Source organism: Pseudomonas sp. BB438 (assembly GCF_057180225.1).
Genome location: NZ_CM170001.1, coordinates 2598024 through 2619599, shown reverse-complemented (window position 1 = coordinate 2619599; position 21576 = coordinate 2598024). Strand labels below are relative to the sequence as shown.

The following is a 21576-nucleotide window of genomic DNA, read 5'->3' as shown; positions in this document are numbered from 1 at the left end:
GTAGAACCGACGGACCTTAACGACGCGAGTGCCTTTCGGCAGGCAGTCGTGAGTATCGCCGCCGAAGGACTGCCGGTAGCGAGCATCTCCGAACAGCGTGAGTGTTCAGGGAGCCGGCCGGCGAAGTCCTCGCTTCTCCGCGGCGCAATCGAAGCTCGCCCGCACAGCCGCCATGGAGGCGATCCCCTCTCCCGCACTGGGGGTTCCTGGCCTCCTGAGGGAGCGGCGTCAGGTACTTGCAGCGAGCGGTAGTGGGTCAACTGAGCGGGCGCACCCAGGGCTTCGGGTCGAGATAACATGCACCGCCATGGCGCGTAGGCCGGCCAGTGAACAGTTGATATTGGAGCGCCACACTCCCCCCTTCCGACCCGGCCCGCCCATCGAGAAGCCATCGAATCAGAGGCGATTTTTGCTGAGACAGGTGATCCCAAGGGATACATCGAATACCCTTGCGCTACGCAATCAACCTAGAAGCTGTGAATTGAACGATGGGTTTTGAACAACTAGCTGTGCTACGTGACCGCCTGCGGGCTGAAAAAGAGCAGGCCAAAGCCGACAGCGCGAAGCACCGACAGCGCAAGTCCTCGCCTCAGGCAAAGCCTCGTGAGCAGGATCCCGCAGTGGAGGCGATCTGGAGATTGCAGAAGCATTTCCCACTGGCCTTCCCTGTCAATCCGGCCCCCAAGGTTCCGCTCAAGGAAGGCATTCTCAAGGACGCCGAGCAACACCTGCAGCAGCTCGGCATCACCCTTGAGCAGCTCAAGCTGGGCATCGCCACCTGGTGCCGAGGCGTTCGCTACTGGGCAAGCATGGTGGAAAATGCACCGCGCCTGGACTTGAATGGCCAGCCCGCCGGCACTGTGACAGCCGCCCAGGCGCTGCATGCGAAAAACCAGGCTGCCCGCCAGCGCAGTCAGGACCGCAAAGCCCGTGCGAAGTCCAAGGCACAAGCGTCGTCTCCCGCCGCTGATGCCACCGATGCCACAGCGGAACAGCCTGCTGACTGAGCGCCATCACAGCCTGTCCCCGGTCAGCTGCGAGTCGACGCACTGGCCGGGCCGGGCGTGAGTGAGCGTCAGCCCTCGCGCTCAGTGAGCGCGCGGGCTAACTGGCCGGAGGCCCCGCCGGCACGGCAGGCTGTCCCGGCAGCGTCAGTCAAGCCCCCCGCAAGCGTCACTGCGCAGCTGTGCTAGCCGCGCCTCCGGTACAGGCTGCGCGCCAGCGCGTCCAGAGCGAAGCCGAGCACACCGATCAACAGCACCATGGCCATCAGCTCCGAGTAGGCCAGGCGGTCCCGCGTGTCGAGGATGAAGTAGCCGAGCCCGGCGCTGACGCCGAGCATCTCGCAGGGCACCAGGACAATCCAGAGGATGCCGATGGCCAGCCGCACTCCGGTCAGCACGTGGCCGAGCACACCGGGCAGGATAATCTTGCGCAGCGTCTCGAACGGCGTAGCGCTCAGGCTCTTCGACAACTGCAGCCAGCGCGGGTCGAGCTGGCGCACCCCGGCGGCAGTGTTGAGCAGGATCGGCCAGACCGCGGCGAAGGCCAGCAGGAAGTAGATCGGCGAGTCGCCCACCCCCATCAGCATCACCGCAATGGGCATCCACGATAGCGGCGAGATCATCCGCAGGAACTGGAAGGCCGGCGTGGTAGCCGCTTCCAGATGGCGTGAGGCCCCCACCAGCAGGCCCAGCGGTACGCCCACGGCCAGCGCCAGGAGCAGGCCGAGCAGCACCCGCTTCAGGCTCACCAGCACATGCTCGTACAGCTCCGGGCGAGCCAGCAGCTCGCCCAGGCTGGTGAAGGTGGCCTGGGGCGAGAACAACTGCCCCAGGCCATCGCCGCCATACAGGCGCACGCCGAGCCACCACAGGCCGAGCAGCGCGAGCAGCCCGGCCAGGCCCAGCGCCCAGTGGCGACGGGTGGAAAGGACAACGGGTGTCACGTGCTGATCTCCTCGCTGCGCTCGAAGCTGTCCGGGAAACCGAAGGCGCCCAGGCCACCGACGCCGGCCAGGGCGTTGCGCACGAAGCGGTCGTCGACCAGGTCCTTCGCCACCTGCGCCGGCTCCAGCGCAGCGAGGAAGCCCTTGTCGCCCTGGATCAGCGTGTCCTTCAGGCGGCGCACCAGCTCCTCGGTGTAGCTGGGGAACGGATACGGCTGGAAGTCGATGCGTTCCTCGTGCCAATCGGCATGGCGGATCGCCCCGTCGGCCAGGTACTGCTGGCGTTCGCCGGCCGCCGGGGCCAGCACGCGACCGAGCACGTCCGGTGCATGAGGCGTGTAGCGGTTCTCACCGTCCTTGGACAGCAGCCGGGCCGCTTCGGCGCGGTGGTCGCGCGTCCACAACTGCGCCTTGACGATGGCGTTGACCACCTTCTGCGACCACTCCGGCCGGTTGTTCAGGTCCTGCTCGTGCATGAACACCACGCAACAGGCGTGATTGCGCCACACATCGCCGGTGAAGCGCTGGATGCGCCCGACCTTGAGGTTCTCCGCCAGGGCGTTGAACGGCTCGGCGACGATGTAACCGGCGATACGTTTGGATGCCAGCGCCGGCGGCATGTCCGACGGCGGCAGCACCACCAGGTTGACCTCGTGGGCGGCCAGCGCGGCGTTGGCCGGCTTGCTCACGGCCTGCAGGCCGTTGTCGCGCAGCAGCGATTGCAGCACCACGTTGTGGATCGAATACCAGAATGGGATCGCCAGGGTCTTGCCGCCCAGCTGCTTCACGTCGCCGATGTCCGGCGCCACGGTCAGGCCCGAGCCACCGACATGGTTCCAGGCCACCACCTTGGCCGGCACCTTGCTGCCGTAGCGCGCCCAGACCGTCATCGGCGACAGCAGGTGAATGACGTTGACCTGACCGGAGATGAACGCCTCGATCACCTGCGCCCAACTGCGCAGCAGCACAGGGCGTTCGGCCTTGATGCCTTCGGCGTCGAACAGGCCGTTGGCGTGGGCTACCAGCAAGGGGGTGGCGTCGGTGATCGGCAGGTAGCCGATGCGCACCGGAGCATCCGGCTCGCTGGCGGCGCGGGCCTGCAGGCTGGTCAGCAGCGGCAGTGCGCCGGCGGCGGACAGCAGCGCGCCGAGCTTGAGGATGTCACGTCGAGAGTGTGTGGGGTCGTCCAGGCACATGGGCAGGCTCCTGCGCAGAAGGGATAGTTGCGTGGGTGCGGCTTGCCCGCCGTAGGGTTATGAGGATCTCGACACGCAGCGCGCCCAGTTCCTCGACCAGCTCCGCACGGGGTTGCGGCAGGTCGATGCGCCACTCGCCCAACGTCCGCGCCGGGGTGTCGCCCAGTAGCAGGATACGGTCGGAAAGCAGCAGGGCTTCGTCGATGTCGTGGGTGATCAGCACGGCGGCGGTACGCCGCTGGTGGATCACGCCGAGCAGCAGTTGTTGCATGTCGGCGCGAGTGACTTCGTCCAGCGCGCCAAAGGGTTCGTCGAGCAGCAGCACCTGCGGTTGCCGCGCCAGGCAGCGCGCCAGCGCGGTGCGCTGGGCCATGCCGCCGGACAGTTGCGCCGGCATGAAGTCGCGGGCATGGCTCAGGCCGACCGCGGCGATGGCATCGTCCACGCGCTGCTGCAGCGTGGCCTTGTCGATCTTCGGCTGGCGAGCGAAGTCCAGGCCGAAGGCAACGTTCTTCGCCAGGCTCAGCCAGGGCAACAGGCTCGGGTCCTGGAAGGCCACGGCGACGCGCGGGTGCGGGCCGTCGATGGGCTGGCCGAGCAACCGCACGGTGCCGGCGGCTGGCTTCTGCAATCCGGCGAGCACGCGTAGCAGACTGGACTTGCCGACGCCGCTGGGGCCGAGGATGGACACCACCTCCCCCGGCGCCAGCGCCAGCGCAAAGCCTTCGAGCACACTGCGCCAACCGCTGTCGCCGGGATAGCCCAGGGCGACGTCGCTGGCCTGCAGGATCACCTCGGTCATGCGCGCGCCTGCTTCTGCAGTTCAGCACGTAGCTGCACCAGGCTGGGCGTGACGATCGGCACGAAGGCCGACTCGCGCCAGCGCCGGGCGAACGCCGCGCCGTACTCGCTGAGATAGGCTTTGCCGCCGCTGGCCTGCAGCTCCAGTTGCACCGCCGCGGCCGCGCCTTCGGCCAGGCCGATGCGGAGTCGGAACAGCGCGGCCGGCTCAGTGAGGAAGGTGCCGTCCAGCAGCCCGGCGCGAAGTTGGGCAACACGCTGATCGAGTTCGCCGCTCAGGCGCTGTTCCTCCTCGCGCAGCACCGAGCGGCGGTCGCTCAGATGGCTGCGCACGGCGTCCAGGGCCTTGCGGGTCAGGCCGACGGTCATCGCGCATTGCAGGCCGAGGAAGGCCGGGCGCACGGCCGGCAGGTACTGCCGGGCATCGTCGTGCAGCAACCACTCGCGGGGCAGTTCGACGGCGGAGAAATCCAGCGCGGCGGTGTTGCTCGACTGCAGGCCGAGCAGTTGCAGGTCGTCAGAACGGGTCAGGCCGGCGCTGTCGGAAGCGATGGCCGCCACCAGCGGCGGCTCGCCCGGCCGCTCGATGGCGGCGGCCACCACGAAGCGGCCCTTGCGCAGGTTGGTCACCCAGTGCAGGCGGCCGTCAAGGGTCCAGGCATCGCCAGCAGGCGTCGCGGCCACCTGCAGGTTCTCGATGCCGGAGAGAAACTTCATGGCGTTGGACAGCCCGGTGGCGCCGGCCAGGCGGCCATCCAGCAATTCGCCGAGCAGACGATCACCCAGTTCGCGATTGGGGCTCTGCAGCAGGTATTCGATGAAGGCGCGTTGCCCCCAGAAGACGAAGGCGGCGGTCAGGGAATGGCCGGCGACGTCGGCAATGGCGTCGATCGCATCGAGCAGGCTGCCGCCGCTGCCCCCGCGTTCTGCCGGCACGCCAATGGCGAACAGGCCGGCAGCGGCCAGTTGCGGCAGCACGCTCTGCGGATCGGTATGGCCGAGGTCGAGGCCCTCGGCGTGCTCGTCGAGCCAGCGGCTCAGGGTCGGGTCGAGCATGTCGCTCTCCTTGCAGGGGCGGCGCGGGCCGCCCGGTCACACGAAATCAGGCGGTGGCCTTTTCCCAGCGGTAGCGGCCCAGCTCCGGGTTCAGCGGCGTCTGCGCCAGCACGTTGGCGAAGTTGCACAGGGTCGCCAGGCTGATGCCCAGCAGCACTTCAAGCGCGTTGCCGTCACTGAAGCCGGCGGCGCGGAAGGCGGTCAGACTCGCATCGCTGACCGCGCCACGGGTGGCGATGGATTCACGGGTGAAAGCGGCCAGGGCTTCCAGGCGGGCATCGGGCAGTTCGCGCTGTTCGCGCAGGGCGGCTATGACGTCCTCAGGCAGCTTGGCCTTGTTGTAGGCCACCGCGGTATGCCCGGCGACGCAGAAGTCGCAGCCGTGGGTAGTGGCGGCGATCAACTGCACTACCTCGCGCTCCGGCAGCCCGAGGTCGGACTTGCCGTTGAGGCCGGAAACGGTCACATAGGTTTCCAGGGCAGCCGGCGCGTTGGCCAGAACCCCCAGCAGATTGGGGATGAAGCCGGAGCCCTTGAGTGCATTCTCGAGGAAGGGTTTGGCGGCTTCCGGGGCGCTGTCGAGGGTCTGGATGGGCAGGCGGGACATGGTTCGACTCCGTTGAATGGGGGTGTCGAAAAAGTCTGTTGGTAATAAGAAATCCATTCAATATTCTAAAGTCGCTATCACTTGCTCATGAGTCTTTCCATTAGATGATTTCGTCCAGCCCCCTGGTTGATTGGTTATTAGACAGCCTTGAACTGAGCGCGAGCCTGTTCCATGTCGGGCGCTATTGCGGCGGCTGGCACGCCTCGACCCATGGTCTGGCACGGGCGAGCTTCCACCTGGTAGTGCAGGGACACTGCTGGTTGCATCTCGATAATGAGCCACCTTGCCGACTGGACAGCGGCGATGCGGTGTTCATCCTGCGCGACGTGCCGTACCGGTTGTCCAACGAGGCCAGCGCCGAGGCCGCGGCCTGCCAGCCACGCCAGAGCATGACCGCGCTGGAATGGCAGGCCGAGGATGGCGTGGGCCTGGTCTGCGGGTTCTTCCACTTCGACTCCGGGCTGTCGGCGCTGATCATCGATGCCCTGCCCGCCTTCCTCGTGCTGCGCGCCGAGGAGCCGTCCCAGCGCGCCGCGCGCAGCCTGTTCGAGCTGATCCTCGAGGAGTGCCGGCGGCAGCCCGCACCGTCCCAGCAGATGCTCGAACGCCTGAGTCACCTGCTGTTCCTCTACGTCCTGCGCCAGCAGGTCGTGGCCAACCCATCCCTCGGCGGGCTGGTCGCCCTTGCCCGCCAGCCGCAGTTCGCCGGCCTGCTGGAGCAGATGATCCAGCAGCCGCAACTGCCCTGGACCCTGGAAGACATGGCGGCCTGCGCCGGGCTGTCGCGCTCGGCCTTCTTCAAGCGCTTCAACGAGACCTGCGGGCAGTCGCCCGGCCAGGTGCTGCTGGCCCTGCGCATGGGCCAGGCGTGTCGACTGCTGAGAGCCGACCAGAGCGTGGCGGAAGTCGCCGCGGCGATTGGCTACCAGTCCATCGCCGCCTTCACCCGCGCCTTCCACAAGGCGACCGGGCAGCAGCCGGGCGCCTTCCGCCGCGCGGCGAACTAGGCCGCCCGGCGCCGGGCATAACCTTATGCCCGAATGATCTGCAAGATTTCCACGCGTCGCGCCACAGATACGTCAGCGGACCTCTGTCCGAGCCCTCTGAACTGTCTGGAGCTTTCATGCCACCTGCCCCGCTTGCCGATGCCCTGCCGACACCCGACTGGGCCCCACTGCGCGCCGCCCTGGAACGCGACCGCCTGGGATCAGGCGAATGGCCCACCTGGCTGCTGCTGGTCGGCGTCCAGGCCGGCTGGTTCGCGCTGCTGCTGGCCAGCCCCTGGCTCGGCGTGTGGCCGACCACGGCGCTGCTGGTTCCCCTGGTGGCGCTGTGGATGTCGCTGCAGCACGAGCTGATGCATGGCCACCCGACGCGCCTGCCCCACCTGAATGCCCTGCTGGGCTTCATGCCCTACGCGCTCTGGTACCCCTACCCGCTGTACCGCGACAGCCACCTGGCGCACCACCGCGACGAGCACCTGACCCTGCCGGGCGTCGACCCGGAAAGCCGCTACATCGGCCACGCCGGCTGGCAGCGGTTGCCCGCGCCGGCGCGCGTGCTGCGCTGGGTGGACAAGACGCTGCTGGGGCGGCTGCTGATCGGCGCGCCCATCGCCCTCTGCGGCCTCGCCGTCGAAGAAGGCCGTCGCCTGCGGCGTGGCGATCGCCAGGCGTGGCGGATGTGGTCGATCCACGGGGCATTGTGCGCGGCGCTGCTGGTCTTCGTGGCGCACTTCAGCGCGCTCTCGGCGCTGCACTATATCGCCTGGGTCAGCGTGCCGGCGCTGGCCCTGGGCATGCTGCGCTCCTTCTACGAGCACCGCCCCGCCGCCGCGCCGGAGCAACGCAGCGTGCTCAACGAAGCGGGCTGGCCGTGGCGCTGGCTGTTCCTCAACCTCAACCTGCACCTGGTCCACCACGACCTGCCCTGGGCGCCCTGGTATCGCCTGCCGCAGCTGTACCTCGCGCACCGCGACTACTGGCTGCAACGCAGTGGCGGCTTCCTCGTGCGCGGCTACGGTGAACTGATCCGCCGCCACGCCGTGCGGCCGGTGGACAGCCCCCGCCACCCCTTTGCCGCCACGGAGCCGAGCGCATGACCCGGGCCCTGGCCGAACTGCCGATGTACACGGCGCCGGACGTCGTCCGCGAGGCCAGCGACGCCTGGATCGCGCGCACCCTGGCGCTGCTTGGCGTGCACCGCGAGCCGTGGCAGGGCAACGACCTGCATGCGCTGTTCCTGGCCCCGCAACTGCTCCTCACGCAGACCTGCGGCTATCCCCTGATGACCGCACTGCGCGGCCGGGTGCGGCTGGTCGGCCGGCCGGACTTCGACCTGCCGCACAGCGCCGGCGGTGAGCATTGCAGCCTGCTGCTGGTGCGCGAAGACGACCCGCGCCACCACCTCGACACCCTGCGCGGCTGCCGCGGCGCGGCCAACAACCCCGACTCCAACACCGGCATGAACCTGCTGCGCCACGCCCTGGCCCCCTGGCAGCGCGGCAGCCGCTACTTCGGCGAACTGCACTGGAGCGGCAGCCATCGCCAGAGCCTGGCGTGGCTGCGCGAAGGCCGCGTCGACCTGGTCGCGATCGACAGCGTCACCTTCGCCTATCTGGCCCTGCATTCGCCCGGCGAAACCAGCGGCGTCCGCCTGCTGCAACGCAGCGCGCCGAGCCCTGCCCTGCCCTACATCACCGGCGCCGGCGAGGCGCAGGCGAGGGAGATCCGCGAGGCCCTGAACCTGGCCCTGGAGCAGCAGCCCGAAGTGCGCGCCGCGCTGCGCATTCGCCGCGTCCTGCCGGCTGCCGAGGCGGACTACGAGGTGCTGCTGGACTACGAGCGCGAGGCGGCCGAGCGGGGCCTGGCGGCGCTGCATCCCGGCCAGTGAAGGCCCCTGCGCAGCTCCGTATTTTGGTTATAAATATCTATTACAAAGCTATTTTTAAAGAATAAGACGCCTTGCTAGGATGCCTCCACCGGAACACCGGACTCCCCCGCATCACTCACGTTTCTGGAGCCGTCATGTCCGGTGCTGACAATTCCCATGGCCAGTATGTTGGCCTGCTGTTCCGCCAGCATTACGACTGGCTGCAAGGTCGCCTGCGCCGGCACCTGGAGTCCGGCGCCAGCGCCGAGGACCTGGCGGCGGAAACCTTCGTCCAGTTGCTGGCAAGCCCCGTGCTGGCGCCGATCCGCGAGCCCCGCGCACTGCTCACCACCATCGCCCGCCGCCTGCTGTTCCAGCTCTGGCGGCGCCGCGACCTGGAGCGCGCCTACCTGCAGAGTCTCGACCCCGAGGCCGCCGACGAGCGTTCGCCGGAGCAGATCGCCGAACTGCTGGAGGCGCTGCAACGCATCGACCAGTTGCTCGACGGCCTGCCGGCCAAGGTCAAGGCGACCTTCCTGCTGTCGCAGATCGACGGCCTGACCTACCCGGAAATCGCCCGCACCCTGGGCATCTCCCAGCGCTCGGTGAGCGACTACATGACCCGGGCCCTGCAACGCTGCCTCAAGGCGAGCCTGTCATGAGCCCGGAAGAACACCAGGCCCTGCTGATCGAGCAGGCCACCCGCTGGCTGGTGCTGCTGCGCTCGGGCCAGGCCAGCCGCGAAGACTGGGAAGCCTTCAGCGCCTGGCGCGAACGCGACCCGCGTCACCAGCAGCTCTGCGAACGGCTGGAGCAGACCCTCGGCGCCTTCCGCGTGGCCCAGGCCCAGGGGGTGCGCGGCGAGCAATTGCAGCGCACCCTCAGCGCCGCCGGGGCCAGCCGCCGGCGTCTGCTGCGCGGCGCGCTGGTCGGCGCGGGCGTCATGCTCGGCGCCGGGCTGCTCGCGCAACGGCAACTGCCCCTGGACGAGCTGAGCGCCGACCTGCACACCGCCACCGGCCGGCGCCAGCGCGTCAGCCTCGACGACGGCAGCGAGCTGGTGCTCAACGCGCGCAGCGCCGTGGACATCGACTTCACCGGCCAGCGCCGCGTGCTGCACTTGCGGCGCGGGGAAATCCAGCTGCGGGTGGCCGGCGACCGCCGTCCGATGCTGGTCACCAGCTCATTCGGCGAGGTGCTCAGCCAGGGCGGCCGGCTGCAGATGCGCCTCGGCGAAGAGCGCTGCACCGCCCTGGCGCTGGACGGCGCGCTGGACCTGGCCACCCAGGCCGGCGAGCGCCTGCAACTGCCGCGTCGCCAGCAGGTGAGTTTCGACCGCTATGCCTTCGCCCGGCCAACGCCCCTGCTGGGTGGCGAAGGCGCCTGGGTGGACGGCCTGCTGGAGGTGCGCAACCAGCCCCTGGCGGAGGTACTCGACGCCCTGCGCGCCTACCGCAGCGGCGTACTGCGCGTCGATCCGGCGGTGGCCGGGCTGCGCGTCAGCGGGCTGTTCCGCCTGGACGACAGCGACCAGGCGCTGGACGCCCTCGCCCGCACCCTGCCGATTCGCGTCGCGCGGCGCACGGACCTGTGGGTGAGCGTCGGCCCGGCCTGACGTCGCGCGCGCTGCCGGTGCGGTTCTAACGACATAACCAATCGATCTGCAAGGTTCCCGCGGGCCGTTGCACAGAGATGACGTAAGCGCCGCCCTTTGCGGCGCATCCTCTGGGGGAGTCATGTCGCGTCATTCCATTTTCACTCGCAAGGCCGGGGCCTTCGCCCTGGGTTCGCTCGCCGCCCTGTTCCTCGGCTCGGCGTTGGCCGCCGAGCCGTCGCAGGCCTACCACATCGCCGCCGGGCCGCTGGACGAGGTGCTGCTGTCGATCAGCCGGCAGAGCGGCCAGGTGATTTCCTTCACCCCGGACGTGGGCCGCTATTCCTCGGCGGCGGTCGATGGCACCTACTCCGCGCAACAGGCGGTGGACGCGGCGCTGCGCGGCACCGGCCTGCAGCTGCAGGTCAGCGAGGACGGCGCCTTCGTCGTTCGCAAGGCGGCGGGCGGCGCTCAACAGGCCAGCGGCGCGGCGGCGCAATCGGCTGTGCCGACGCTGGACCGCGTGGTCGCTATCGGCACCCGTCGCCACGACGCCACCGCGCTGACCAGCAGCGCGCCGGTGGACGTGATCGACGCCAGCGAGCTGGTGCAGACCGGCGCCACCAGTCTCAACCAGGCGCTGTTCCAGTTGCTGCCCTCGTTCAACTTCCCGCAGAACCAGAGCGCCACCCGCGGCCAGGACCCCAAGGGCGCGTCGCTGCGCGGGCTGTCGCCGGACCAGACCCTGGTGCTGGTCAACGGCAAGCGCCGGCACGCCTCGGCGGTGGTGAACATCTCCGGCGGCGTGCCCTTCATCGGCGCACAATCGGTGGACCTGGACATGATCCCCATCAGCGCCATCGACCACGTCGAAGTGCTGCGCGACGGCGCGTCGGCCCAGTACGGTTCCGACGCCATCGCCGGAGTCATCAACATCGTCCTGAAGGAGCGCGACAGTGGCGGCCAGGCCACCGCGCAACTGGGCAAGTACAGCCAGGGCGACGGCTTCGGCAAGTCCGCCGACGGCTGGTACGGCCTGGCGCTGCCCGGGGACGGCTTCCTCACCCTGAGCTTCAACGGGCTGAACAACAAGCCCGACGACATCGGCGAGACGTACTACGCCGACGGCCAGCGGCAGGACCCGCGCTGGGGCGGCGCGAGCCGGGAGAAGTTCAACCTGGCGGCCAACGGCGAGGTGGGCCTGAGCGACGCCTGGCGCCTCTACAGCTTCGGCACCTTCGGCCGCGACACCTCGTACAACAACACGCCGCCGCTGCTCGCCAGCAGTCCCAACAACGTGCCGGAGATCTACCCCAACGGCACCATCCCGCAGTACCGCTATCACTACGAGGACGCCTCGCTGACCCTCGGCTCGCGCTACGACGACGAAGCCCTCGGGCGCTTCGACCTGTCCGCCACCTATGGCCGCGACCGGCACACCGAGCGCGCCTCGGACACCGTCAACCCGAGCTACGGCGTGGCCAGCCCGACCAGCTTCGACGTCGCCACGCTGACCAACGAGCAGACCAACCTCAACTTCGACTACAGCCGCGACGTCCCCGTCGACTGGGCGTTCAAGCCGCTGACCCTGTCCGCCGGCCTGGCCTGGCGCGACGAGCGCTATCGCCTGGAGGACGGCGACTTCGCCTCGTACTCCTTCGGCGGCATCGATGGCGTGCAGGTCGGCGCAGTGCAGGCATCGGGGCTGACCCCGGACGATGCCGCCACCTATACCCGCCAGGTCCGTGGCCTTTACCTGGGCCTGGAGAACCAGCTGACCGAGCGTTTCCAGTTCGGCCTCGCCGCCCGTACCGAGCATTACTCGGACTTCGGCGACACCACCACCGGCAAGCTCTCCGCGCGCTACGAACTGACCCCGCAACTGGGCCTGCGCGCGACCATCAACAACGCCTACCGCGCGCCCACCCTCGGGCAGATCGGTACCTCCTGGACCACCACCACCAACGTCGGCGCCGACGGCAACCCGGTGCTGACCCGCATGCTGCCCGTCGACAACCCGGCGGCGCGCGCCCTCGGCGCACAGCCACTCAAGCCGGAGAAATCCGACAACTACTCCCTGGGCGTGGTATGGCGGCCCAGCGAGCAGGCGTCGCTGACCGTGGACGCCTACCAGATCGATATCCGCGACCGCATCCTCTACAGCGGCGGCATCTTCGGCCCCGAGGCCGAGCGCATCCTCACCGAGGCGGGCTACGGCCAGTACAGCTGGGCGCAGTTCATGACCAACGCCGCCGACACCCGCACCCGCGGCGTGGACGTGGTCGGCAAGTACAACCTGGAGCTGGGCGGCTACGGCAACCTGGCGCTCTCCGCCGGCTACACCAAGACCCGCACGCGGGTGCAGAAGATCCACGAGAACCCCAACGGCTTCGTCACCGTCACCCGCGAATCCGAGGGCTACCTGGAACACGGCTACCCCGAGGACAAGCTGGTGCTGGGCGCCGTGCACAGCGTCGGCCCCTGGACCTTCAGCCTCTACGAGACCCGCTTCGGCCGCTACCGCAAGTACGCCGCCGACGCCAGCGCGTCGCAGTACGACCAGACCTTTTCCGCGCAGTGGGTCACCGACCTCGATCTGAACTACGCGTTCAACCGCAGCCTGAAGGTCTCGGTAGGCGCCAACAATCTCTTCGACAGCCGCCCGGACAAGTACAACGACCAGCTGCGCCAGACCCCGGCGCAGCAGTACAGCTACCTGTCGCCAGCCGCGCCGGAAGGCACCTTCTACTACACCAAGCTCACCTACGACTTCTGATCGCAACGGGCGTGCCCTGGCACGCCCGCACCTTCACCTGCCACGAGGAAACCCTGCATGCAATCGTTCAAACGCTGGTTCGGCGGCGCCGCCCTCGCCCTCGGCCTGCTGGCCGCCGGGGCCCAGGCCGCCGACGAGAGAGCCCCCATTCATTTCGGCGAGCTCACCTGGGAAAGCGGCAGCCTGATCACCGAGGTGCTGCGCGTGCTGGTGGAACAGGGCTACGGCTACCCCACCGACACCCTGCCCGGCAGCACCGTCAGCCTGGAAGCGGCCCTGGCGCGCAACGACGTCCAGGTCATCGGTGAGGAATGGGCCGGGCGCAGCCCCGCCTGGGTCAAGGCGCAGGCCGAAGGCAAGGTGTTCGGCCTGGGCGACACGGTGAAGCACGCCGACGAAGGCTGGTGGGTACCCGAGTACGTGATCAAGGGCGACACCGCGCGCGGCATCGCGCCCCTGGCGCCGGACCTGCGTTCGGTGGCCGACCTGCCGCGCTACCACGAGGTATTTCGCGACCCGGAATCGCCGGACAAGGGCCGCTTCCTCAACAGCCCCACCGGCTGGACCTCGGAAATCGTCAACTCGCAGAAGCTCAAGGCCTACGGCCTGACGGACAGCTTCACGAACTTCCGCACCGGCTCTGGCGCGGCGCTGGACGCCGAGATCGCCTCGTCGATCCGCCGTGGCAAGCCGGTGCTGTTCTACTACTGGTCGCCCACCCCGCTGATGGGCCGCTACAAGCTGGTGCGCCTGGAAGAGCCGCCGTTCGACGCCGAGGCCTGGAAGACCCTGAGCGACGCGAAGAATCCCAATCCGCGCGGCACCCGTTCAATGCCGGCGCGGCTGTCGGTGGGCGTCTCGGCCGCCTTCCACCGGGACTACCCGGAGCTGGTCGCGGTGTTCGAGAAGGTCGACTTCCCCATCGGCCTGCTCAACGCTTCCCTGGCGAAGATGAGCGAGACGCGCCAGCCGCCGCGCGAAGCCGCCCGTGAATTCCTCCGGGCCAACCCGCAGGTCTGGCACCCCTGGGTCAGCGACGAGGTGCGCGGCAAGGTCGAGGCCGCGTTGTGAGTTCGAGCTTTCCCCAGGGGCTGCATCACTCCATCGCCGCGCCGGTGAACCAGTGGGTGGACAGCCTGGTGTTGAACTACGGCGACCAGTTGCGGCAGCTCTCCGACAGCTTGCTGCAACTGGTCACGCTGCTGGAGAACCTGCTGCGCCTGCCGCCCTGGTGGTTGCTGCTGACGCTGCTCGGGCTGCTCGCCTGGCACGCCGGGCGCAGCTGGAAGCGCGCCCTGCTGCTGGTGGCGCTGCTGTTCCTGATCGGCGTGGTCGGACTCTGGGACAAGCTGTTGCAGACTTGCGCCCTGGTGCTGGTCGCCACCGGCCTGTGCGTGCTCATCGGCGTGCCGCTCGGCGTGCTGCTGGCGTACCGGCCCCTCGCCCGCCGCGTGCTGATGCCGCTGCTGGACGTCATGCAGACGCTGCCCAGCTTCGTCTACCTGATCCCGGTGCTGATGCTTTTCGGCCTGGGCAAGGTGCCGGCGATCTTCGCCACGCTGATCTACGCCCTGCCGCCGCTGGTCCGCCTCACCGACCTGGGCCTGCGCCAGGTCGACCCGTCGGTGCGCGAAGCCGCGCGCTGCCTGGGTGCCAACCGCTGGCAGCGGCTGCGCCACGTGGAGCTGCCGCTGGCGCTGCCGAGCCTGATGGCCGGGCTGAACCAGACAGTGATGATGGCGCTGTCCATGGTGGTGGTGGCCTCGATGATCGGCGCACGGGGTCTTGGTGAGGATGTGCTGGTGGGCATCCAGACCCTGGATGTCGGCCGCGGCGTGGAAGCGGGCCTGGCGATCGTCGCGCTGGCCGTGGTGATCGACCGGGTGACGCAGGGGTACGGACGGGCGGCCCGCTAGCGGGCCACGGGAAGGATTCCTCCGGCAGTCGTCACGCGGGACTGCCGGAGGATGGCCAGATCAAAGGCTCGGTCAAAAGTGAGGTCAGTTGCTCGCCACGTCCGGCTGCCACACCGGCACCGCGCGGGCATCCACCGGCTTGGGCAGCAGGCCCTGCGCGTAGAAGGCATCGGCGATGCGCTGCTGCTCATCAAGGCCATCGGCGCGTACCGGCTGTACATCGTAGCTGCGGCGGGCGTTGGCCTGCTCGACAGTGGCGACGTCGAGGTTGCCCCACAGCGGGCCGAGTACCTTCGCGGCGTCGGTCGGGTGCTCCTTCACCCAGCGGCCGGTCTTCTGCAATTCGGCGAAGACCTGCTTGAGCACGTCAGGGTGAGCCTTGGCGTAGGCGGTGGACGCCAGGTAGTAACGCTGGTAGCTGGCCAGGCCCTGGCCGTCGGCGAGCACGCGGGCATTCTGTTGGCGCTGGGCGCTGGCAACATACGGGTCCCAGGTCACCCAGGCATCGATCTTGTGGTTCTCGAAAGCGGCGCGGCCGTCGGCGGGGGTCAGGTACGCCGGCTGGATATCGGCGAACTTCAGCCCGGCCTTCTGCAACGCGGCAATCAGCAGATAATGGCTGCCCGCGGCCTTGGTCACGGCCACACGCTTGCCCTTGAGGTCGGCCAGCGACTTGAGCGGTGAGTCCTGCGGTACCAGGATCGATTGCGCGGTGGGCGACGGGGTTTCACGGGCGAAGTAAGTCAGTTGCGCGCCGGCGGCCTGGGCAAATACCGGGACGGTGTCGGCGACGTCGGCGGACAGGTCGACGTTGCCCACGTTGAGCGACTCGAGCAGCGGCAGTCCGCTGGGGAACTCGTGCCAGGTGACCTTGATGCCCTGCTTGGCCAGCTCACGATCCAGGCTGCCCTGCGCCTTGACGATGGTGAGCAGCGTGGAGGACTTCTGGAAGCCGATACGCAGGGTCTCTTCGGCGTGCGCGCTCAAGGCACCGAGCAGGGCGACCGAGGCGCTCAGGCCAACGGCGAAACGGCGCAGGAACAGGGGGCGGGACATGGATACGGCTCCTCGGATACGGGGTGGCCGCTCGCTGAGCGAGGACGGACCACAGGACAGGTCAGGTAAGGCGGGATGACTCCGGCGGTCCGGTCGACTGAGATTACAGATATAAAAAACAACGAATAAATAATTTATGGTTCTTAACTAATACCGCCGTCGGCAGCGCGCCGGCCAGCACACCACCCGCGGCAGAAGGGCCATGCCTCTGCGCGCGGGTCGCTTATGAGGAGTGAACCTGCCCCTCAGTGGAAGGAACCGACGAACGAGGTGTCGATCACGCTGGAGGTATCGAAGGCCTTGGGCAGCGCCCCGGTCTGCAGGAGGAAGTCGGCGGTGCCCTGGTAATCGGCGGCCGCCTGCGGGTCCACCGGGCCGACGCTCATCGCCGCCTGGCCGATCCAGTGACGCGAGACGGACTGGTCGAGGTTGGCCTTCTTCGCCCAGATATCGGCGTATTGCTCCTTGTGCGCCTCGACCCAGGTGCGAGCCTTCTGCAGGCGGCCGAGGAAGTCGGCGATCTGCGCGCGCTTGGGATCGATGGAGCCGGCGTTGGCGGCGATGCTCGACAACCCGGGCATCAGGTCGCGGGCGGTGAGGATCGGGCGTGCGCCAGAGAACACGATCTGCTGCGAGATGTACGGTTCCCATACCGGGAAGGCGTCGATACTGCCGCGCGGAAGTGCGGCGGCGGCATCGATGGGCATCAGCTTGACGAACTCCACGTAGTCACTGGGCAGGCCGGCCTTTTCCAGGGCGCGCAGGGTCAATTGCTGGCTCCATGCGCCGGGCCAGTAGGCGACTTTCTTGCCCTTGAGGTCGGCGATGGTCTTCACCGGCGAGTCCTTGGGCACCAGCAGCGCGATGGTATCGGGGTTCTGCCGCGAGATGCCGATCAGCTTCACTGGCGCCCCCTTGGCCGCCAGGAAGATGAAGCCCGAGTCACCGAGAAAACCCAGGTCCAGCGCACCGGCCTGCAGGCCCTCGGCCACCGGCGCGGCGGACTGGAAGTGCTTCCAGTCGACGGTGTAGGGCGCGCCTTCGAGCACTCCGGACGCTTCCATCGAGGCGCGCACGTTGTAGTAGTTCTGGTCGCCCACCCGCAGGGTCGGCAGGTCGGCGGCCTGGACCAGCGGCGCCCCCAGGATCAGCGCGGCGAACGTGGCGCGCAGGCGTTGCTTCAGGTTCATCGAAAGGCTCCTCAGCCGGCGCGCCGCAGTTGCGGCAGGCGGGCGATCTGTTCATGGATGGCGGGAATCAGGCCCTGGCCGTAGCGCACGGCATCGCCGAGCGGGTCGAAGCCACGGATCAGGAAGGTGGAAACGCCCAGGCGGTAGTACTCGCCCAGCGCCGCGGCGACCTGTTCGGGCGTGCCGACCAGGGCGGTGGAGTTCCAGCGTGCGCCGGTGAGGCGGGCCACGCCGGTCCACAGGCGGGTGTCGAGTACGTCGCCCTGCTGGGCCGCAGCCAACAGGCGTTGCGATCCGACGTTCTCCGGTTTGTGGTCGTTCAGTGGCAGACCCAGCCGTGCGCGGTTCTCGCGTACCTGTTCGAGTATCTCCTCAGCGCGCTTCCAGGCAGCCTCTTCGGTGTCCGCGACGATGGGGCGGAAGGACACCGAGAAGCGCGGATCGCGTCCTTGCGCCTGGGCGGCAGCACGCACGCGACGGATGTGGCCGTCAACGGCCGCCAGCGGTTCCCCCCAGAGCATGTAGGTGTCGGCATGCCGCGCGGCGACCTCAATGGCGGCCTCCGAGGAGCCGCTGAAGTAGATCGGTATATGCGGCGCCTGCCGAGGCCGCACGGCCGGCGAAGCCCCCTGGAAGCGGTAGAACTCGCCGCTGAAATCCACCGGCGCCTCGGCGGTCCAGATCTGCCGCAGCGCCTGCAGGTATTCGTCGGTGCGGGCGTAGCGGCGGTCGTGGTCCAGGTAGTCACCGTCGCGCGCCAGGTCTTCATCGTTACCACCGCTGACCACATTGAGAGCCAGGCGGCCATCGCTGAACTGGTCCAGGGTGGCAAGCTGGCGGGCGGCCAGCGGCGGCGCGATCACGCCCGGTCGGTAGGCCAGGAGGATGCCGAGCCGGCGCGTGGCCGCTGCGACGAACGAGCTGACCACCGCTCCCTCGGCGGCATTGCTGAAGTAGCCGACCAGCACACGGTCAAAGCCGGCGTCCTCATGGGCCTGGGCGAAACGCCGGACGAACCCGGCATCCACCGCATCCCCCAATGGCTGATCCACCTCGGAACTCGGGGTGGCGGTGATCATGCCGAGAATTTCCACGCTCACTGTGTTGCCCTCGCCTGCGCCGCTGCCTGAGGCTGGCGGCTTCCGTTATAAGAAAAACGCTTTGCTTGGCGTTGTTCTTAGAAGCTATAGGCAAGTTATTAATGATGGAAATTCATTTTTGTCATATCCTAATATGCCAAATACGCATATTCAGGATTGACCCTGTTGCGCAGCCCGCTTTCTCGTTCCCCACGAGAAGCGCCACGCCAAAGCGGCGCCCTGCCGGATCAGTCCGCTGAAATGTCCAACCCCTGAGCCACCGATGCGCCGAACAGCTGTGCCGGCGTCTCCAGATTGCCTAATAGCTGGGGGCGCACCAGCCAGAGCTGGATCAGCGGTCGGAAGTCCTCCAGCTCCAGCACCCGCAGTTGCTCGCGGTACCGGCTGCGGGCGAGCGCGGGCGCCGGCACCAGGCCCAGCCCGCGGCCTTGCGCCACCAACCCGAGCTGCAGTTCGCTGCCAAAGGTTTCCAGGTTCAGGTGCAGCCCCAGCCCCTGGTCGGCCAGAGCGCGCTGCAAGCCGGCGCGAAAGCCGCATCCGTCCGGGTTGAGCACCCAACCATGCTGGTAGCAATCGAGCAGGCGCCGGGCCTGCACGTCGCTGTCCTTCGCAGCGACCACGCAAAGCTCGACGCGGCCCAACGGCGTCGCGCCGAAGTCATCGGGGAACACCTTGCTCGGCGGGAACAGCACGACAGCCGCATCCAGCTCAGCATTTTCCAGCCGCGCCAGCAGGTGGCTGCCCCAGCCACTGCTCACTTGAGCACGCAGTTCGGGGTACTCGTCCGCCAGACGTCGCAGGGCCTCGAGCAGGACCACGTCGCCAATGCTCTGCGGCACGCCCAGACGCAGGACGCCACTGGGCGGTGTGTCGCTGGCGACCAGCTCACGCAGGCCGTCCACCTCGCGCAGCACCCGCAGGCACTGTTCGAATACGCGGCGCCCGGCAGCGGTGGGCTTGAGCGGCTTGGTGTTGCGGTCGAGCAGTTCCACCCCGAGGGACTCCTCCAGGCTCTGCACCCGGCGGGTGATGGCCGACTGAGTCAGCCCAAGGCTGTCAGCGGCCTGGCTGAGGGAAGCGTTGCGGATCACCGCGACGAAGGCATCGATGTCGTCGAACTTCATGGGCTGGGCACCAATTGCATTTCTTGCATATTAGCTTAGATTCAAAATGCATTTCAGGAATAAAAAAGCGTTTGCTACCGTAACGCCGTAACCCTCAGGAGTGAATCCCCCGCATGTCAGCTCCCTTGCGTCTCGATCGCCTGCGCCAGTTCATCGGCGACCTCGCGGCCCTCATCGACTCCCATTCCAACGAAGCCACGCTGCTCGCCCAGGCGACTCCGCTGCTGGCCGAGCTGGTGCGCCACGACGACTGGCTGCCCGAGGACTATGCCCGTCCCGATCCACAGCGTTACCAGCAGTACCTATTGCATGCCGACTCGCAGCAACGCTTCTCGGTCGTCAGCTTCGTCTGGGGTCCGGGTCAGCGCACTCCCGTGCACGACCACCGCGTCTGGGGCCTGATCGGCATGTTGCGCGGCGCCGAATACTCGCAACCATTCGCCTTCGCTGCCGATGGCAGCTTGCAGGCCAACGGTGAACCCCACCGCCTGGAGCCCGGTGAAGTGGAAGCGGTGTCCCCACGCATCGGCGATATCCACCAGGTGAGCAACGCCTTCACCGACCAGCCCTCCATCAGCATCCACGTCTACGGCGCCAACATCGGCGCCGTTCGGCGTGCCGTTTTCAGTGCCGAAGGCGAAGAGAAGCCCTTCATCTCCGGCTATTCCAACAGCCAGTTGCCCAACATCTGGGACCTGTCGAAAGAGAACCCCGCATGAGTCAGATCACCCAACGCTCCTTCCACGACATCCGCACGGCCCTCCTCGCTCGACAGGAGCTGGCGCTGCTCGATGTGCGCGAGGAGGATCCCTTCGCGCAGGCGCACCCGCTGTTCGCCGCCAACATCCCGCTGTCGAAGCTCGAGCTGGAGATCCATGCCCGCGTGCCGCGGCGCGAGACACCGGTCACCGTCTACGACGACGGCGAAGGCCTGGCCGAAATAGCCGCGCAAAGGCTGCTAGCCCTGGGCTACAGCGACGTCGCGCTGCTCGAAGGCGGCCTGGCCGGCTGGCGCAGTGCCGGTGGCGAGTTGTTCAAGGACGTCAACGTACCGAGCAAATCCTTCGGGGAACTGGTCGAAGCCGAACGTCACACGCCGTCCCTGGCCGCCGAGGACGTGCAGGCGCTGTTGGAGGCCAAGGCCGACGTGGTGGTGCTGGACGCCCGCCGCTTCGACGAATACCAGACCATGAGCATTCCCAGCGGTGTCAGCGTACCCGGCGCCGAACTGGTGCTGCGCGTCGCCGAGCTGGCGCCGGACCCCGCTACCCGCGTCATCGTCAACTGCGCCGGGCGCACCCGCAGCATCATCGGCACCCAGTCGCTGGTGAACGCCGGCATTCCCAACCCGGTCTCGGCGCTGCGCAACGGCACCATCGGCTGGACGCTGGCCGGGCAACAACTGGAGCACGGCCAGGCGCGACGTTTCGCCGAAGTGTCCGCCGCCACTCGCCAGTCCGCCGCCCAGCGCGCTCGCGCCGTGGCCGATCGCGCGGAGGTCGCACGCATCGACCTCGACGGCCTGCGCCAGTGGCAAGCCGAAGGTGCACGCACCACGTATCTGTTCGACGTACGCACGCCGGAGGAATACGAAGCCGGTCACCTGCCGGGGTCGCGTTCCACGCCCGGTGGCCAGCTGGTGCAGGAAACCGACCACGTCGCCAGTGTGCGCGGCGCACGCCTGGTGCTGGTGGACGACGACGGTGTGCGCGCCAACATGAGTGCCTCCTGGCTGGCGCAGATGGGCTGGCAGGTGGCCGTGCTGGACGGCCTGGTCGCCGCCGATTTCAGTGAGAACGGCGCCTGGACCGCCCCGCTGCCGCCGACGCCGCAGGCCGAGACCATCACCCCGCAGACCCTGGCCGACTGGCTGCGTGCCCCGGGTACCGCCGTGCTCGACTTCACCGCCAGCGCCAACTACGTGAAGCGCCACATCCCCGGTGCCGCCTGGGCGCTGCGCAGCCAGCTGCGCCAGGCGCTGGCCGGGCTCGGTGACGCCGACCGCTACGTACTCACCTGCGGCACCAGCCTGCTGGCACGCTTCGCCGTGGCGGACGCAGCGTCGCTGACCGACAAGCCGGTGTTCCTGCTCGATGGCGGCACCAGCGCCTGGGTCGCCGCCGGCCTGCCGACCGAAGACGGCGAAACCCGGCTGGCTGCTCCCCGCATCGATCGCTACCGCCGCCCCTACGAGGGCACCGACAACCCGCGCGAAGCCATGCAGGGCTACCTGGACTGGGAATTCGGGCTGGTGGAACAACTGGGCCGCGACGGCACCCACGGCTTCTTCGTGATCTGATCCAAGCACGCTCGGCTGCCTTTTCTCGGGCAGCCGAGCACT

Annotated in this window: 20 protein-coding genes; 11 read left to right on the top strand and 9 right to left on the bottom strand. The window is 68.2% G+C overall.

Translation table 11 applies throughout. The annotated features are described in order from the left end of the window. Positions 1 to 488: 488 nt before the first annotated feature. On the top strand, positions 489 to 1007 hold the full coding sequence (locus tag AC1ZV1_RS12215; protein ID WP_484296941.1) for a ProQ/FinO family protein: 519 nt from the start codon (positions 489 to 491) through the stop codon (positions 1005 to 1007). Positions 1008 to 1189: 182 nt separating this feature from the next. Here AC1ZV1_RS12215 and AC1ZV1_RS12210 read toward each other — a convergent pair whose 3' ends face one another. From AC1ZV1_RS12210 to AC1ZV1_RS12190, 5 genes are read right to left on the bottom strand one after another with little or no spacing between them, the layout of a single operon-like run. Continuing rightward, positions 1190 to 1948 (bottom strand): ABC transporter permease, encoded by a 759-nt coding sequence (locus AC1ZV1_RS12210; protein WP_484296940.1) that lies wholly within the window; start codon positions 1946 to 1948, stop codon positions 1190 to 1192. Next, positions 1945 to 3144: an ABC transporter substrate-binding protein gene (locus AC1ZV1_RS12205; RefSeq protein ID WP_484296939.1), complete on the bottom strand. Its 1200-nt coding sequence runs from the start codon at positions 3142 to 3144 to the stop codon at positions 1945 to 1947. Before AC1ZV1_RS12205 ends, AC1ZV1_RS12210 begins: the two co-directional genes overlap by 4 nt. Next, positions 3110 to 3946 carry an ABC transporter ATP-binding protein gene (locus AC1ZV1_RS12200; protein WP_484296938.1) on the bottom strand — a complete coding sequence of 279 codons (837 nt, stop codon included), beginning with the start codon at positions 3944 to 3946 and terminating at the stop codon, positions 3110 to 3112. Before AC1ZV1_RS12200 ends, AC1ZV1_RS12205 begins: the two co-directional genes overlap by 35 nt. Then, positions 3943 to 5001, bottom strand: a complete 1059-nt coding sequence (locus AC1ZV1_RS12195) for an acyl-CoA dehydrogenase family protein (protein ID WP_484296937.1) — start codon at positions 4999 to 5001, stop codon at positions 3943 to 3945. The genes AC1ZV1_RS12200 and AC1ZV1_RS12195 overlap by 4 nt, the downstream gene beginning before the upstream one ends. A gap of 46 nt (positions 5002 to 5047) precedes the next feature. Then, positions 5048 to 5608 carry a carboxymuconolactone decarboxylase family protein gene (locus tag AC1ZV1_RS12190; RefSeq protein ID WP_484296936.1) on the bottom strand — a complete coding sequence of 187 codons (561 nt, stop codon included), beginning with the start codon at positions 5606 to 5608 and terminating at the stop codon, positions 5048 to 5050. Positions 5609 to 5712: 104 nt separating this feature from the next. Between AC1ZV1_RS12190 and AC1ZV1_RS12185 the strand changes: the two genes are divergently transcribed. The 8 genes from AC1ZV1_RS12185 (at position 5713) to AC1ZV1_RS12150 (ending at position 14765) form a co-directional block, all read left to right on the top strand. After that, on the top strand, positions 5713 to 6615 hold the full coding sequence (locus AC1ZV1_RS12185) for an AraC family transcriptional regulator (protein WP_484296935.1): 903 nt from the start codon (positions 5713 to 5715) through the stop codon (positions 6613 to 6615). A gap of 116 nt (positions 6616 to 6731) precedes the next feature. Further along, positions 6732 to 7709, top strand: coding sequence for a fatty acid desaturase (locus AC1ZV1_RS12180; RefSeq protein ID WP_484296934.1), 978 nt, complete (start codon positions 6732 to 6734; stop codon positions 7707 to 7709). Continuing rightward, positions 7706 to 8500, top strand: coding sequence for a phosphate/phosphite/phosphonate ABC transporter substrate-binding protein (locus tag AC1ZV1_RS12175; protein WP_484296933.1), 795 nt, complete (start codon positions 7706 to 7708; stop codon positions 8498 to 8500). Before AC1ZV1_RS12180 ends, AC1ZV1_RS12175 begins: the two co-directional genes overlap by 4 nt. 134 nt (positions 8501 to 8634) lie before the next feature. Continuing rightward, complete coding sequence (locus tag AC1ZV1_RS12170) at positions 8635 to 9141, top strand: sigma-70 family RNA polymerase sigma factor (RefSeq protein ID WP_259755701.1); 507 nt, start codon at positions 8635 to 8637, stop codon at positions 9139 to 9141. Next, the gene (locus AC1ZV1_RS12165; protein ID WP_484296932.1) at positions 9138 to 10094 is read left to right on the top strand and encodes a DUF4880 domain-containing protein; all 957 of its coding nucleotides are present in this window, start codon (positions 9138 to 9140) and stop codon (positions 10092 to 10094) included. Before AC1ZV1_RS12170 ends, AC1ZV1_RS12165 begins: the two co-directional genes overlap by 4 nt. A 121-nt stretch (positions 10095 to 10215) precedes the next feature. Beyond that, a complete protein-coding gene (locus tag AC1ZV1_RS12160) occupies positions 10216 to 12849 on the top strand; it encodes a TonB-dependent receptor domain-containing protein (protein ID WP_484296931.1) in 2634 nt (877 codons plus the stop codon). Positions 12850 to 12906: 57 nt separating this feature from the next. Further along, entirely contained in the window at positions 12907 to 13920 is a 1014-nt protein-coding gene (locus AC1ZV1_RS12155; RefSeq protein ID WP_484296930.1) for an ABC transporter substrate-binding protein, read from the top strand. Continuing rightward, positions 13917 to 14765 (top strand): ABC transporter permease, encoded by an 849-nt coding sequence (locus AC1ZV1_RS12150; protein ID WP_484296929.1) that lies wholly within the window; start codon positions 13917 to 13919, stop codon positions 14763 to 14765. The genes AC1ZV1_RS12155 and AC1ZV1_RS12150 overlap by 4 nt, the downstream gene beginning before the upstream one ends. 84 nt (positions 14766 to 14849) lie before the next feature. Here the strand turns inward: AC1ZV1_RS12150 and AC1ZV1_RS12145 are convergent, their stop codons facing one another. From AC1ZV1_RS12145 to AC1ZV1_RS12130, 4 genes are all read right to left on the bottom strand, one after another. After that, complete coding sequence (locus AC1ZV1_RS12145; protein ID WP_484296928.1) at positions 14850 to 15821, bottom strand: aliphatic sulfonate ABC transporter substrate-binding protein; 972 nt, start codon at positions 15819 to 15821, stop codon at positions 14850 to 14852. Positions 15822 to 16066: 245 nt separating this feature from the next. Continuing rightward, on the bottom strand, positions 16067 to 17011 hold the full coding sequence (locus AC1ZV1_RS12140) for an ABC transporter substrate-binding protein (protein WP_484296927.1): 945 nt from the start codon (positions 17009 to 17011) through the stop codon (positions 16067 to 16069). A gap of 11 nt (positions 17012 to 17022) precedes the next feature. Then, entirely contained in the window at positions 17023 to 18090 is a 1068-nt protein-coding gene (locus AC1ZV1_RS12135) for an LLM class flavin-dependent oxidoreductase (RefSeq protein ID WP_484296926.1), read from the bottom strand. A 248-nt stretch (positions 18091 to 18338) separates the two neighbouring features. Beyond that, positions 18339 to 19235, bottom strand: a complete 897-nt coding sequence (locus AC1ZV1_RS12130; protein ID WP_484296925.1) for a LysR family transcriptional regulator — start codon at positions 19233 to 19235, stop codon at positions 18339 to 18341. 113 nt (positions 19236 to 19348) lie between these two features. Between AC1ZV1_RS12130 and AC1ZV1_RS12125 the strand changes: the two genes are divergently transcribed. Both AC1ZV1_RS12125 and AC1ZV1_RS12120 read left to right on the top strand, forming a co-directional pair. After that, a complete protein-coding gene (locus AC1ZV1_RS12125) occupies positions 19349 to 19954 on the top strand; it encodes a 3-mercaptopropionate dioxygenase (protein WP_484296924.1) in 606 nt (201 codons plus the stop codon). Then, on the top strand, positions 19951 to 21534 hold the full coding sequence (locus tag AC1ZV1_RS12120) for a rhodanese-related sulfurtransferase (RefSeq protein ID WP_484296923.1): 1584 nt from the start codon (positions 19951 to 19953) through the stop codon (positions 21532 to 21534). Before AC1ZV1_RS12125 ends, AC1ZV1_RS12120 begins: the two co-directional genes overlap by 4 nt. Positions 21535 to 21576: the final 42 nt, after the last annotated feature.

What these genes read in the sequence shown, in the direction of transcription:
- AC1ZV1_RS12140 (WP_484296927.1), bottom strand. Translation starts at nt 17,011, where the DNA reads ATGAACCTGAAGCAACGCCTGCGCGCCACGTTCGCCGCGCTGATCCTG.
- AC1ZV1_RS12125 (WP_484296924.1), top strand. Translation starts at nt 19,349, where the DNA reads ATGTCAGCTCCCTTGCGTCTCGATCGCCTGCGCCAGTTCATCGGCGAC.
- AC1ZV1_RS12170 (WP_259755701.1), top strand. Translation starts at nt 8,635, where the DNA reads ATGTCCGGTGCTGACAATTCCCATGGCCAGTATGTTGGCCTGCTGTTC.
- AC1ZV1_RS12200 (WP_484296938.1), bottom strand. Translation starts at nt 3,946, where the DNA reads ATGACCGAGGTGATCCTGCAGGCCAGCGACGTCGCCCTGGGCTATCCC.
- AC1ZV1_RS12120 (WP_484296923.1), top strand. Translation starts at nt 19,951, where the DNA reads ATGAGTCAGATCACCCAACGCTCCTTCCACGACATCCGCACGGCCCTC.
- AC1ZV1_RS12135 (WP_484296926.1), bottom strand. Translation starts at nt 18,090, where the DNA reads ATGATCACCGCCACCCCGAGTTCCGAGGTGGATCAGCCATTGGGGGAT.
- AC1ZV1_RS12165 (WP_484296932.1), top strand. Translation starts at nt 9,138, where the DNA reads ATGAGCCCGGAAGAACACCAGGCCCTGCTGATCGAGCAGGCCACCCGC.
- AC1ZV1_RS12205 (WP_484296939.1), bottom strand. Translation starts at nt 3,144, where the DNA reads ATGTGCCTGGACGACCCCACACACTCTCGACGTGACATCCTCAAGCTC.
- AC1ZV1_RS12130 (WP_484296925.1), bottom strand. Translation starts at nt 19,235, where the DNA reads ATGAAGTTCGACGACATCGATGCCTTCGTCGCGGTGATCCGCAACGCT.
- AC1ZV1_RS12155 (WP_484296930.1), top strand. Translation starts at nt 12,907, where the DNA reads ATGCAATCGTTCAAACGCTGGTTCGGCGGCGCCGCCCTCGCCCTCGGC.
- AC1ZV1_RS12180 (WP_484296934.1), top strand. Translation starts at nt 6,732, where the DNA reads ATGCCACCTGCCCCGCTTGCCGATGCCCTGCCGACACCCGACTGGGCC.
- AC1ZV1_RS12160 (WP_484296931.1), top strand. Translation starts at nt 10,216, where the DNA reads ATGTCGCGTCATTCCATTTTCACTCGCAAGGCCGGGGCCTTCGCCCTG.
- AC1ZV1_RS12215 (WP_484296941.1), top strand. Translation starts at nt 489, where the DNA reads ATGGGTTTTGAACAACTAGCTGTGCTACGTGACCGCCTGCGGGCTGAA.
- AC1ZV1_RS12145 (WP_484296928.1), bottom strand. Translation starts at nt 15,821, where the DNA reads ATGTCCCGCCCCCTGTTCCTGCGCCGTTTCGCCGTTGGCCTGAGCGCC.
- AC1ZV1_RS12195 (WP_484296937.1), bottom strand. Translation starts at nt 5,001, where the DNA reads ATGCTCGACCCGACCCTGAGCCGCTGGCTCGACGAGCACGCCGAGGGC.
- AC1ZV1_RS12175 (WP_484296933.1), top strand. Translation starts at nt 7,706, where the DNA reads ATGACCCGGGCCCTGGCCGAACTGCCGATGTACACGGCGCCGGACGTC.
- AC1ZV1_RS12185 (WP_484296935.1), top strand. Translation starts at nt 5,713, where the DNA reads ATGATTTCGTCCAGCCCCCTGGTTGATTGGTTATTAGACAGCCTTGAA.
- AC1ZV1_RS12190 (WP_484296936.1), bottom strand. Translation starts at nt 5,608, where the DNA reads ATGTCCCGCCTGCCCATCCAGACCCTCGACAGCGCCCCGGAAGCCGCC.